Origin of the sequence: Ralstonia sp. OTU4908, assembly GCF_038440115.1 — a bacterium.
GTDB classification, from domain to species: Bacteria; Pseudomonadota; Gammaproteobacteria; order Burkholderiales; family Burkholderiaceae; genus Ralstonia; species Ralstonia pickettii.
In genome coordinates, this window is sequence record NZ_JASATD010000015.1 from 21,179 (window position 1) to 33,769 (window position 12,591).

Consider the following 12,591-nt stretch of genomic DNA (forward strand, 5'->3'; position numbering starts at 1 on the left):
ATCAAACTCGAAATCTGGAACAAGATCAGGTCAGGCTGGGCACCACCGCAATGGCGCCGCGCTGCTGGATGTCGTTGGCGGTAATCGCCAGCACCGGCTTGCCGGTCTGCTGGCTCAACTGGTGCGCCACCACCACCGACAGCAGCGGGCCCGCAGCGCCTACATAGCCGCACGGCGTGCCAACGGGCAGCAGATCCGCAGCCAGGTCCAGCGCAGGAAAACGTTCGGAAAACACGCGAGCCACCTCGACGGTGCGTACGGGATGCATGCCGGTGTCTGAAACGACGCCGGCAACGGTGATGGGTTCGGCAGGCGAATCGCCCTCCGCGGTTTCGGCCTTCTCGGCGGGTGCCGCGTCCTGCTTGGCCTTGACCGGTGCGGCGGCCAAGGTGTCGAGTACGTGGCCCACGGCGTCGCCCAGCGCCTGCAATTGCGGCTGACCGCGATCGGGCGTCGGCGCTTCCAGCCGCGCCACGCCGGCGCGCGTGATCGTGAACGCCTCCGTTGCCGCGGCGTCGCCGTCCAGCGCGGGTGGCAGCAGGCTCTGCGCCATCGCCGGCGCGCACAGCAGCACGCCCGCAGCGGCTTCGCCCGGCACGCGGCCATGCTGGCGATTGGCTTCGAACAATTGCTCGTGCTGCATCAGTTGTTCGACCGCGCTTGGGCCCACCAGCGAATCTGCCACCACCACCATGCGCAGCACGCGCTCGTCGCTGGCGCGGTTGACGCTTTGCGTGGCGCGATCGAGCAACAGCAGCGCATCGGCATCGCCCTTCGCGGTGATGGGCTCCAGCGTCAAACGGTCTGCCGGCCAGATCAACGCGATGCGCCGGCGCAGCCAGCCATCGGCGGCGGCTTGATGCTGCGGTGTCCACTCGCGCGGGAGCAGTGCGGTGATGATCAGCCGCGTGGTGTCCGGCTCGGTCGTTTCCGGGGCGTGCGCAACGGCGTGTGCGGCGAGTTCTTCGGCCACCTGGCCCGCCAGCGACAGGGCGCGCAGGCGTTCATCCAGCCAGTCGACATCGGGATGTTGCTCTGCAAGTTCGGCACGCAGGTCTTCCACGTCGATGCCTTCCACTTGCGCGGCAAAGATCGGCTGGCCGAAGCCTTGCACATCGGTCAACCCGGGTTGCGTATTGGCTTGCACGGCCTCGACCACTGAAGCGGCATCGCCGCCGGCCGGCGCACGCAGTGCGCTGGCGAGCAGCACGGCGCGCCATTGGCGCGTGGCGTCTTGGGGGGCGGCGATTTTGGCATCGGTGCCTGTTGCGGCCGGGGTGGCCGCCGCCAGCTCGCGGCCCGCCACGACATTCGAGCGGATGCCGTCCAGCGCACGCTTGATGACCCAATAGCCGACGATCATGCCGACCGGCAGCAACAGCAGGTAGGTCAGGATGTCGGCGGTGGTGGGCATGCGGTTGGCGGACTGCCACCACACGATGACGGCAATCCACACCACCACGAAGACAGCCAGCAGCGTCAGCCCGGACCGGAAGAGTCTTGCAACCATGTCGTGCCCGTTCAGATGCTGCCGGTGTTGCCCTGGCTGGACAGGAGCGTGGCGCCGCAGGCGGTTTTGTCGCCGTGGCGCGCCGCCTGCTTGCCGTCGATGATGACGTTCGGGTCGCCCGTCACGATCACGGTCGTGCCGCCGTGGCCGCTCTTCGGGCACGTCACCTTGTCGCCCACGCAGGCGATGCCCTTGCCGCCGGTGCTGGTGTTGCCCGACGCGGTGATCACCACGCCGCCGTGGTCCGTCTTGTCACCCAGCAGGATGAAGGGCCGTGTCATTGCATGCTCCCCATGTGTCCTATCGTCATTGCCTTGGTGCGGGCTGTTTGCCGAGCACGCCCTTGCGGCGCAGTTCGACGTGGCCCAGGTCCATCATCTTCCAGCGGCCGCCCCACACGAGGCCGACCGACTCAGCCGTCTGCCCGTACAGTTCGTAGCCGCGCATCGCCCACGGGTCTTTCTCGCTGATGACCAGCTTGCCGTCGCGGAAGAACGCGTTATCCGCCGCCAGGCCGTACTGGTGATAGCTCTGGAACGCCGTGGCCTGCGTGACATTGCTGCCCATCGCCGCCAGCTTCACTTGCCGCTCGGGGCTTCGGTAGCCTTCGAGCAGCGCCATCTCGTAACCGTGTTCGTCTCGCATGATCTTGTAGACCAGCAGCAGGCGCTGACGGAAATCCGCGTCGAGCAGGTTCCAGTCGCGGCTCGCATCGCGGATGGCCGGGCGAATCTGCTCGACTTCACGCGTGGTGAACACCTCGGGCGGCAGGGGCGGCGGCGGGATCAGCCGTTCACCGTTGAGCAGCGCCGAGATGTGCGGATCCGGCTCGCGCACCTGATCGTCATCGAACTCGAACGACTGCTGCTCGCGCAGCGCCAGTGCCAGCATGGGCGGCACCGAAAGCACGCCGAGCGCACCGAGCAGCAGCATCCGCCGCCGCACCACGAACTGCTTGAACGCCGACACCCCGGACGTTGCGCTGTCCACCGACTCGCGCAACGACCCTGCGGAGCGCGCGCCCACCACCGCAGCCCCCGTGCTCACGCGCTGCCACTGCGCACGCAGCAACGCCGCGCAGCGCTGCCGTACCGACGGCAGCAGCAGCACGGCAGCCACCACCACCATGGCAACGAAGTAGAGAACCAGAGCGACAAAAACCATACCGACCTGCGGAGCGTGCGCGCCTACGTCAATTCATCCAGATTTATATCTGTATTTACAACGCTAAATTATTAATAAACGGTAATAATCCAGCGCCCACTACACAGAAATATTAAGAAACGATAAAGAAAATACCGCAACCTGCGTCAATCATTTGTCTTTCAGCAAGGCCAGACTTAGAATCAGCAGCCACCACCGGAATCGGCGCTTGTTTGTAATCCATACGTTCGCCGCGCATTCTATTTCAATTCTGGACCCGTGATGAGTAATAACGGCGATTTGAAACAAGAAGGGCCTCCAACGCTCTTCAATTCTGAATCCGAGACCGATGAGGCCGGGCATACGCGCATTCTTGCGAGCCTGGAGGGCCGCGTTGCGGCCAACGGCAAGGCACCGAAAAAGTCGGGGCAGCGCTATGGCGTTGCGGCGGCGGTTGTCGTGCTGGCCGCCGGTATCGGCGCGTGGGTCCTGCTGAATCCGAGCGGCGAATCTGCGCCCGCGCAGGTGGCAGAACAGGCCACGCCTGCAGCCGCGCAACCGCCTGCGTCCACACAAGCTGCGGCCGCGGAAGCCGCTCACACGGCCGCTGCGGCGCCGGTTGCCTCCGCAAGCGAGCCTGTGGCAGAAGCGCAGGCCGCCACCATCGTCAACGTCGCGCCGGGCGAAGAGCACGGAAACGAGAAGGGCGATAAGAGCGAGAAGACGCCGGTTGCCAGCCTGCCCGCCAAAGACACGCATGACGCAACGGCAGCCGCGCATGCCGTGGCGGCAAAGTCCGGCGGCACCACGGCCGATACCGAGGAAGGCAAGACGGCAACTGCCAAGCTCGTCGCCAAATCGACCAACACGCCATTTAAGGCGTTGCAGCAGCCGACCAAACCAAAGGCGCAATCCACTGCCAAAACTGCCAAGAACCGAAAAGGCACTTTGGCGCCCGATGATCCTGATGCCGATCTGCTGGCCGCATTGCTTGCGCCACAGAATGCTGCCAATAAGGCCGCCAATTCACCCACTTACAAAGGGCAATAGCCGCCCGGCTATCCGGTTGGTCGTTTTTACAATCGGGTAATTGAGCGGAGGCAAGTGCGATGCCCGACATTGCGCTGCCTCGTAAATGCCCGCGCTGGTCTCACGAAAATCGTCCGTGATACGCCACGCGTTGCAGCACCGGACAGCGAATGGACGCCACGACCCTTCTTCAGAACCTCTTCGCACCCACGCGCCGCCTCTATACGCTCGAAGGCGAAGGGCCGCTTGCGGACCTTGCGGTGGAAGCCTGGCTTGGTCGCGAGGCGCTGTCCGAGCTGTTTGAGTGGCGCGTGGTGGCCGTCAGCGCCAATGCGCGCATCGCACTGAAATCATTGCTGGGCCAGCGGGTCACGCTGGTCACGACGCTGGCCGACGGTACGCAAGCCAAGCGTACGGGCCTGATTCGCTTGGCCGAGAAACTCGGCGCGGACGGCAGCCTCACGCGCTATCGCCTGACGGTGGTGCCATGGTTCTGGTTGACCACGCAGCAGCGCCACAGCCAAGTGTTCCAGAATCGGCCGCTCGCCGACATCATTGAGCAGATGCTGTCGCCGTACGAGCCGTACGCCTCGTGGCGCTACGCGGCCGGTGCCGAAGCACGCATGAGCGATTTCGGTACACGCGCGCACATCGCCCAGTTTCGCGAGACCGACTACCACTTCGTCACGCGCCTGCTGGCCGAAGCGGGGCTCGGCTTCACCACGGTGGAAGACGACCAGGCGCACGGCGGCCACACGCTGGTGATTTTTGCCGACAGCACGCAGCTGCCGGAAGATGCGGAGTCCGCATCGGCTGGCGGTATCCGTTTCCACCGCGCGCACAGCCTGGAAGAGCGCGACGCCATCCAGCAACTCGCCTGCCACAGCCGCACAACGGTAGGCGGCGTCGCGGTGGCCGCGTGGGACCCGGAAGGCAAGCAGAACGCTCGCGCCCACGCGCCTGCACGCTTCGCCACCAGCACGGGCAGCCCGGATGCGTATCTGTCGATCAGCCCATCGCTCGCACCGGATTCCGCCAATGCCCAGCGCATTGCCGAGCAGGTCATGGAAAGCCTGGAAGCGCGCGCGCTGTTGTTTTCAGGGCGCGGCACCGTGCGCACACTGCGCAGCGGAACGCGCCTGCAGGTGGTGGATTGCCCGCACCTGCCGCAAGACGTGGAAGGCGCCTATCCGTTGTTGATGGATCTGGTCGAGCACTGCGGCATCAACAACCTGACCGTCGATACGCACAACGCGCTCAGCCAGCGTTTGGGCGGCCTCGATGCCGCGCTGGCATTCGATACGCCGCCCAGCGCGCCGGAATCCGGCCCGGGCGTTTTTGGTTTCCAGGAGGCAGAAGGCCCCGTCGAGCGCAGCACGCCGACTGGCGATCTGCTCAAAGCCGCACGGACGCACGGCTACGCTGGCCTGTTCCGCGCCGGCGACGCACGCCGGCCCTGGCGCCCGGCCGTGACTGAGCCCGATTGCGGCCGTCTCTACGCGGCGCCCACCGCGCAGGGCGTACACAGCGCCATCGTGGTCGGCCCGAACGGCCAGACCCAAGCCGGCGGAGATGGCGAGCACCATGCCAGCCCCGCAGGTGAAATCCGCGTGCGCTTTCCCTGGCAACAAGGGGAGCGTGCGGATGATCGCAGCAGCCGCTGGGTGCGCGTCGCGCAGCGGCAGGCCGGCTCCGGCATGGGCTGGCAATGGCTGCCGCGCATCGGGCAGGAGGTGCTCGTCAAGTTCAGCGAAGACGACATCGACCAGCCCGTCGTGATCGGCTCGTTGTACAACGGTCAGGGTGAGGCAGGCATCGCGCCAACGCCGGGCGGGCAGGGTGCATCCGACCAAAGCGACAGCACGGCCCTCTACAAGCAAGGCAGCGACAGCGCCGCAAGTGCGCAAGGCAACGTGGCCGGCGGCCACAGCCCCGCTTGGCACGGCATGGGCACGGAAGCCGAAGGCCACCGCAACGCCGCCGCCCACACCGGCTTCAAGAGCGCAGAACACGGCGGCAGCGGTTACAACCACCTCGTCTTTGACGACAGCGACGGCCAGTTGCGCACGCAGCTCGCCACCACGCAGCAATTCAGCCAGCTCAACCTCGGCCATCTCGTCCATCAGCAAGACAACCGGCGTGGCAGCTTCCGCGGCCAGGGCTTCGAGTTGCGCACCGATGGCCACGCCGCCGTGCGCGGCCAAGCCGGTCTGCTGCTGACCACCTACCGCGACGCCAGCAGCGGCAAAGCCGTGCCCACCGGCGACAACGCTGCCGGCATTGCGCTGATCAAGCAAGCCAAGGAATTGACGTCATCGCTCGGGCAAGGGGCGGTCACGCATCAGACTGCCTCGCTGGACACCGCCAAGAACGACGATGCCCCGCTGGCCAAGCAAGCCAAAGCGGTGGCCGGCATGGTCGACGGCAAGGCGCTCGACGCCGCCAAGCAGGACGCCAGCGCCGGCAACACCGCCACGCAAGGCAAGGTGCCGCATCAGGGCGAGGCCATTGCCCACCTGGCGGGCCGCGCGGGCCTCGTCATGGTGGCGGGGCAAGACCTGCAGTTCGCCAACGGCGAGAGCATCGCGCTGGGCAGCGGCCAGGACACCAACCTCGCCATCGGCAAGCAGGCGCGCATGCACGCCGGTCAGGCAATCGGCGTGGCTGCAGGTTTGTCGAAGGCGGGTGACAACAACATCGGGCTGCAACTGACGGCGGGGCAAGACAACATCGACGTGCAAGCCCAGCATGACGCGCTCAAGCTGATGGCCAAGCAGGACCTGAAGCTGGTGTCGGCCAATATGAACGTGGATTTTGCGGCCGCCAAGCGCATCCGCATCGCCACGGCCGGCGGGGCGTCGATCACGCTGGAAGGTGGGAACATCACCGTGGAGTGTGCTGGGGCGATTACGTATAAGGCGGCGCAGCGGACGTTTCAGGGGCCGACTCGCGCAGATCGAGACTTGCCGTTGTTTCCGCAGACGCCGCTTTCGACCAAAAAGCGCTATCCGTTCTCTGTTTGAATCGAGTTTTGCAAGATGCTTATTAGTCCGCCATTTCTTCCGCCGAGAGCCGCCGACCAGACTGAAGACCAATGGCTTGAAGCAGCAATGCCCGGGGGCGAGCCCGGAAACGGTGCATATCCAGTTAGCTACAACTTGGGATGGCATGGGGGCTTGCACCTGACGGCGCCGCCGCGAGGCAATAGTGGCGTGGAACTCGTTCGCGCAATCGCCGATGGCACTGTCGTCTATCGCCGCGGATCCGCTGAGCCGCCCGCCCCGCCAGAGGAAAACGCACCTCTCAACTATCGCGGTAGGACTAGTGACGGGGTAGTTGTCATCAGACACGAAACGGAAATCGGGGTGGCCACTACGGGAAACGCGCCTACACGAGTTGTCTTTTTTTCCATCTATATGCACCTGCATACGGTACGTAGTACGGTACAGCAGGGCCGTCGAATCTATCGTAAGGACGAACTTGGGCAAGCGGGCTATATCGGTGGACGCCCGAATCAGATTCACTTTGAGATCGTCTGCGACGATACCAATCTGCGACAGCTCATCGGCCGTGTTAGCGGGGACGTTCCATTAGCCGGAGATGGCCGTAGCGACGCTATATTCGGCGAACTTTATTTTCATCTCGCTGCTGACACACAGGTTTTTTCGCAACACCCGCCATTGAATCAACCTTCACCCCCAGGAGGAACGCCACTCGGGGAAGAGGTCTTTGTTGGTGTGCGGTATGCAGAAGGAGATGGCGCGCAAGGAGCGCGTGGGCACGCATATGTAACCACTTATCGATTGACGGGGCTCCCTTTAGGCGATGCGGTCACAGAAGCTGAAGCCGAGTACAACCGTAAGCGTGACGCGACTCAAATCTGTGATGCGTATCCAGCGAATGCTCGTCCAAGTCCCAGTGCTGTGTACGAATTGCTGCGTTTCGGTCGAGTAATAGGTCCTGACGCATTGAGCCCTACAGACGTTCCACACTGGAGGAAAATTCGAACGCCGACCGGCACCGGATGGGTAAACCTTAATGCCCAAGGTGTGCGCAAGTTTAGCGATGCGGACTTCCCTCACTGGAGGGGGTGGCGCCTTGTCGAGGACGCACAAGGCGGTGACAGTCTATGTAGCGATCCGGCAATTCTTCGCGAGTTGGATGGGGACCATGACGACACCATTACAGCAGAGGAAGCACACACGAGGTTAGATAGCCCCGAAGTAAAAGCTTTGCTCAAGAAGCTGATTTGCAAGTTTCCGACGGAGTGGGAGGCTGCCACGATTGAGGCAAGGTGGGGCTGGTTGAAGCAAGCCAGCCCAACCAATCCCGAACCGATGACGGAAGAACAATTTCAGGCGCTGCGCGCTCATATCGAGGCTCTCGCTTTTTGGCAGCAAGCGAATTTGCAAGTGCCGCAATATGACGCGCAGGGACAACCGTCTGGAGGGCAACCACTGCCGAATGCGCATTGGCGATTCGATCCGCGTGAATTCGTTCGAATATTTAGAAGGTGCGGGTGGTTGAATGCCGATGAGATGGCAAGATGTTTTCCACGCAGATTGCTTCATCTGACTGGAACACAGTTCGTCCCTCACTCAACCACATGGAATGTTGCTCATGCGCGTTCTATTGCGTGGGTTTTGCCGTTCAATCAGGCGACGAGAAAATATGGTTTGTCGATATCACGGCAGCGTTTATTGCATTTCTTCGCGCATGTAATACCGGAGACGGGGAATCTGCATTTTGTTAAAGAAATTAATGGTGAGTCAAAAACGTATACTCCTTATTATGGGCGCGGCCTAATTCAGTTGACGCATCTCGAAAATTATTTGCCGTATGGAAGATTCCGAAAATTTCCGGCAACTGTAACGACAGGCCAGTTTTCCGGACTAGGCTGGGATCCCGATGTCTTTATTGCGCGCAACAACGAGGGTGATCACAATGCCTACAATTGCGCTGACAGTGCTTGTTTCTACGTTGCGACTCGAGCGGGAATGCTTAGTCATATGGATGCTGGTGTTGGCCAAGACAATGCCGTCGTTGTAAGTAAAGATGTGAATGGTAATGTAAGTATTGAGAACCTAAATGGTCTCGATGCGAGGTTGCAGGCCATGCTGTACCTGCGTAATGCGCTCCTTGATGATGTCTTTCCAGACCAAATGCTTCCCTTAACCTTCGAATGGAGGCGGAACACACAAAAGGAGCCCGTGTTTGATGCTCAAGGGAACCCGGTAATGGTTGGCAATCCTCCTCATCAGAAGAAGAAATTTTACCCAACGCAACACACTATTTCAGTATCATTGGAATTGCAGAGACCATAGAGCTTTCCCGTGAAAAAATTTATTTTTGCTTTTATCCTTGTGACACCCATGGTGGCACACGCAGATATATCCAGCGAGATCATGTGTTTTGAGTCTGGTGGGATAAAATCGGTAAATTTCGAAATCAAAACTTACTACGACGCATCGGCTAAATTTTCGTTTGGATTTGTTCGGTATCGGAACTCAAAGAAAACAATCCCCATCGTTCTTAATAGGTCGATAAGTGAAACTCTTGACAAGAATATGCCGGATCAGACTACGAATACGTGGACCGAAGTATATGATGGAAAAGTGACTGGCGAATATGAAATGATTTCCCAGGGGACTGGCGTGTCGTCCATGGTTTATACGAGAAAACAGGGGAATAAGAAGATTGCATTTTTTCTCAATGCTGATGCTATAACTTCGATCGGTTGCCAGTGGTAGATTTTTATGTTCGAAAATTAGAAAAATTAAGAGAGAGCTTGTCATCGTGAAATGCAACAATGGCTCGCGCCGAATTTGCCTCGCGATGCTGGCCCTGCAAACGGTAGCGATTCCGAAAGGGTTTGCGAATGAGCTGGTTTGCAGCAGTGCTGTCGGATCAGTACCTGCGAGGTTTGGCGAGACTTGAGATCGACGGTCAGACTCTGGTGATCGGTGCCAACGATGAGCGCGTTTTTGAAGCGCCATGCGATCGACGTTCAAGCCTTGTGGGCAGCGCGCTGCTAGACATTCAAGTGCCCCTTGCAGTGCGCTGGCAGACGCTGGATGACCCGGCACGCTGGCACGAGGCAAGCGTGAGCGTTCCGGCCTTTCAGGGGCCGATATCGCGGGACATGCAAGCATCTCTCCGTAACGTTCCGTTGTATTTTTGGATGGCGGCGTCGTTGCGGCGGAGCAGTTCCAGACACAGAGTCTTGTCGGGGGATGTCAGAGAACGGTCTCCACGGGTGTCCCTGCAGGCATAGGCGCTGACCGGATTTATGACAACACCAACCTGAACAACATTGACGCGCTTTCCAGATGACGGGGCGACGTCGTTGTGAATTCACCCCTAAAACAACCTCACTCTCTCAAATGAACCTGCAATACAAACTCGCCGTAGCCCTCCTCACCACCGCCTGGATGACCGCAGGCATCTGCGCCCAGCACACCTCCACCGTGCCGGCATCAGGCAATGCCCCGCAAAGCGGAATCAAGAAGGTCGTGCACGCAAAGAAACACGGCAAGCGTGCGAAGAACGCCCGTGCGCGCAAGGGTGCTCCGGTGGCGAGCGATGGCGATGCAGAAGTGCTCGCCCAGGTGCTGGGTTCCGATAGCAAGAATCCGCTGTGGGGGAAGCCGCAGCAGTAACTAAGCGGTTGGCTGCAGCGGAGGCGCACTCAAGGCACCTTTAGCCCCCCGTCCGCTGCTTCTGCAATATCGCCAACTGCGTCGTCAGGTAATTGCTCGTATTCGTCATACTCGCCACCACCTTCGACAGCGCATTGAACTGCGCGTAATACAGCGCTTGCTTGGCATCGAGCTGCTTCTGCATCAGATCGATCTGCTTGCCGAGCGAGGTGATGGAGCTGTTGATGGCGTCGCTGGCGTTCTGCACCATGCCGTTGTTCGACAGCAAGTTGCCCGACACGGTGTGCAGTTGGGCCGCGTAGCCGCGCTGCACGGTGACAGTGCCGCGGTCGCCCAATGCACCGCCCGTCACTTGCACCCTCAGGCCATCCACGGCCGAGCCGCTGGCGCCGTAGAGGTTCTGGCCCGAACCCGTGGCGGCGGCGCCGTTGATGGTGCCTTGTACATCGCGTCCGGCCGTGGCCGTTGGGCTGCCGCCCAGCAGTGACGCGGCGCCATTCCCTGACACCGACACCGTCGATACCGAGCCGTATTGCTTGTCGGTCAACGTCAGCACGCCATTGGCATCGGTGCCGATGGCGACTTCCACCTTGGCTCTCTGCAGGTCGGGCGAGGCGTTGATCTGGCTCTGGATCTGCGCAGCCAGGCTCGACGCGGTGTAGTTGCCCGCAGGCACCTTGATGTTGGTCGTGATGCCGCTGAGCGTGACCGACAGGCTGTCGTTCACGCCGCTCTGGATCGTCGTGTTGGCGGCCGCCGAGCCCTTGAGCGAACCCTGGGTTGCCAACTGGGTCACGTTGATGGCATAGCTGCCAGCCTGCGTGGTCGTCGAGAACGCAGAAACCTTCAGCAAGGAATCCGTTGCCATGCCGGTGCCGGCAAACACGGCCGCTACCTGGCTGGGCGATTTCTTCAGGGCCGCGGTCAGTTTGGGGTCGTCGATCGACAGCGTGCCTTCCTTGTCCATCGTCACACCAATGCTGCCCAGCGACTGGAACGTGCCGTTGCCGATGCCCTGGCCCAGCACGTCAGTCAGCTGGTTGATCATCGCCTTGGTGCTGACGTCACCGGCCAGGGCGCCGTTGTTGGCGGCGTTGGCCGTGTCGAACTTGGTCAGCGCATTCAGCTGGATGCGCAGCGCGTTGTACGCCTTGACGAAGTTGAGCACCGATTGGCTGGCCTGGCCGGCGTCGCTGCCGACCGTGACCGTCGTGCTGCCCGTCTTGGCCAGCGTGAACGAGGTGCCGTCTACCACGTCCGTCAGCGTGTTGGTGGCGCTTTGCACGTTGATGCCGTTGACGGTGGCCATGGCGTTGCGACCCGTCGCGACCTCCGTCATGTTCTGCGTGCCGGCGGGGTCGTGGCTCAGCAGGGATTGCAGTGCCGAGTCTCCCGAGACGGCAATCTTCATTTCCGAATTGGCGCCGCCTGCGGTGGACGTCAGCACCAGCCGGTAGGGCGAATCGCTGCCGTCGTTGACGATGCTGGCCGAGACACCCACGTTGGCGTTGTTGATCGCATCGCGAATGCCGGCGAGCGTGTTGTTCGACGGGTCGATGGTGATCGAGCCGCCGGCCTGGTTCCCGTTCTGCGTGAAGGTGGCGCCGGTGTATTTGCCGTTGGCAAAGCTGCCGCCCGAGACGCTGCCGAATGAAAAGGTGAGCGTGGTCGGCGTGCCGCCGCCGATGGGCGTCTTGCTCGACGTCTGCCCGGCGGCCGACAGTACCTGTGCCTGCGCAAGCTGCGTCACGTTGACTTGATACGTGCCGGCCGGCGCCGTGTTGGACAGCGAAGCCGTGAGGATCGAGGTGTCGTGTCCGCTGGCCTTGTTGCCGGTAAACGTGTCCGGGTTGTTCAGGGCGGCCATCGCCGTCTGGAAGGTCGACAGCGCGCTTTTGAGCGAGCCGACCGCCGACAACTGCGTCTGAAACGCCTTCTGCTGCGTCTGCCGCAGCGTCATGCCCTTGCTCTCCGCCTGCATCAGCTTCGTAACAAGGTTGTTGACGTCAATGTTCGTCCCGATGCCCGGAATGGAAATCGGCGGAACGTAGTTGTTGCTCGTGGAGGAGGTGGCCATGGTCGGACGCGCGCAAACGCTTTCTTCACAATCTCCACAATGTGACGGCAGCGCAGCCCGGTTCTTTAGGGCAAACCCTGCTTGGGCAGGCTCTTTGTCCGGGTTTGCTCAGGAAAGCGAAAGAATTGCCGACGCCACACGACGCGGCGGGCAGCGCCGGCGGTCTCCACCAG

Annotated in this window: 9 protein-coding genes; 5 read left to right on the forward strand and 4 right to left on the reverse strand. The window is 61.6% G+C overall.

Going from position 1 to position 12,591, the window contains the following annotated elements:
* Positions 1-25 precede the first annotated feature (25 nt).
* From AAHM38_RS14640 to AAHM38_RS14650, 3 genes are read right to left on the reverse strand one after another with little or no spacing between them, the layout of a single operon-like run.
* On the reverse strand, positions 26-1,510 hold the full coding sequence (locus tag AAHM38_RS14640; RefSeq protein WP_116575966.1) for a hypothetical protein: 1,485 nt from the start codon (positions 1,508-1,510) through the stop codon (positions 26-28).
* Positions 1,511-1,521: 11 nt separating this feature from the next.
* Positions 1,522-1,791 carry a PAAR domain-containing protein gene (locus AAHM38_RS14645; protein ID WP_065855326.1) on the reverse strand — a complete coding sequence of 90 codons (270 nt, stop codon included), beginning with the start codon at positions 1,789-1,791 and terminating at the stop codon, positions 1,522-1,524.
* Between the two features lie 25 nt (positions 1,792-1,816).
* Entirely contained in the window at positions 1,817-2,674 is an 858-nt protein-coding gene (locus AAHM38_RS14650) for a M15 family metallopeptidase (protein ID WP_116575965.1), read from the reverse strand.
* 261 nt (positions 2,675-2,935) lie between these two features.
* Here AAHM38_RS14650 and AAHM38_RS14655 point away from each other — a divergent pair, with 261 nt between their 5' ends.
* From AAHM38_RS14655 to AAHM38_RS14675, 5 genes are all read left to right on the forward strand, one after another.
* On the forward strand, positions 2,936-3,703 hold the full coding sequence (locus AAHM38_RS14655; RefSeq protein WP_116575964.1) for a hypothetical protein: 768 nt from the start codon (positions 2,936-2,938) through the stop codon (positions 3,701-3,703).
* A 149-nt stretch (positions 3,704-3,852) separates the two neighbouring features.
* Positions 3,853-6,705, forward strand: coding sequence for a type VI secretion system Vgr family protein (locus AAHM38_RS14660; RefSeq protein WP_116575963.1), 2,853 nt, complete (start codon positions 3,853-3,855; stop codon positions 6,703-6,705).
* Between the two features lie 342 nt (positions 6,706-7,047).
* A complete protein-coding gene (locus AAHM38_RS14665; protein ID WP_287275764.1) occupies positions 7,048-9,006 on the forward strand; it encodes a hydroxyethylthiazole kinase in 1,959 nt (652 codons plus the stop codon).
* Positions 9,007-9,015: 9 nt separating this feature from the next.
* Complete coding sequence (locus AAHM38_RS14670; RefSeq protein ID WP_310735559.1) at positions 9,016-9,432, forward strand: hypothetical protein; 417 nt, start codon at positions 9,016-9,018, stop codon at positions 9,430-9,432.
* A gap of 579 nt (positions 9,433-10,011) precedes the next feature.
* On the forward strand, positions 10,012-10,341 hold the full coding sequence (locus tag AAHM38_RS14675) for a hypothetical protein (protein WP_259393907.1): 330 nt from the start codon (positions 10,012-10,014) through the stop codon (positions 10,339-10,341).
* Between the two features lie 40 nt (positions 10,342-10,381).
* On the opposite strand, the gene fliD is transcribed toward AAHM38_RS14675, so the two are convergent.
* Positions 10,382-12,418 (reverse strand): flagellar filament capping protein FliD, encoded by a 2,037-nt coding sequence (gene fliD, locus AAHM38_RS14680; RefSeq protein WP_116575959.1) that lies wholly within the window; start codon positions 12,416-12,418, stop codon positions 10,382-10,384.
* Positions 12,419-12,591: the final 173 nt, after the last annotated feature.

Excerpts from the sequence above, each read along its gene's own strand:
- AAHM38_RS14640 (WP_116575966.1), bottom strand. The coding sequence starts at position 1,510 with ATGGTTGCAAGACTCTTCCGGTCCGGGCTGACGCTGCTGGCTGTCTTC.
- AAHM38_RS14645 (WP_065855326.1), bottom strand. The coding sequence starts at position 1,791 with ATGACACGGCCCTTCATCCTGCTGGGTGACAAGACGGACCACGGCGGC.
- AAHM38_RS14650 (WP_116575965.1), bottom strand. The coding sequence starts at position 2,674 with ATGGTTTTTGTCGCTCTGGTTCTCTACTTCGTTGCCATGGTGGTGGTG.
- AAHM38_RS14655 (WP_116575964.1), top strand. The coding sequence starts at position 2,936 with ATGAGTAATAACGGCGATTTGAAACAAGAAGGGCCTCCAACGCTCTTC.
- AAHM38_RS14660 (WP_116575963.1), top strand. The coding sequence starts at position 3,853 with ATGGACGCCACGACCCTTCTTCAGAACCTCTTCGCACCCACGCGCCGC.
- AAHM38_RS14675 (WP_259393907.1), top strand. The coding sequence starts at position 10,012 with ATGACGGGGCGACGTCGTTGTGAATTCACCCCTAAAACAACCTCACTC.
- fliD (WP_116575959.1), bottom strand. The coding sequence starts at position 12,418 with ATGGCCACCTCCTCCACGAGCAACAACTACGTTCCGCCGATTTCCATT.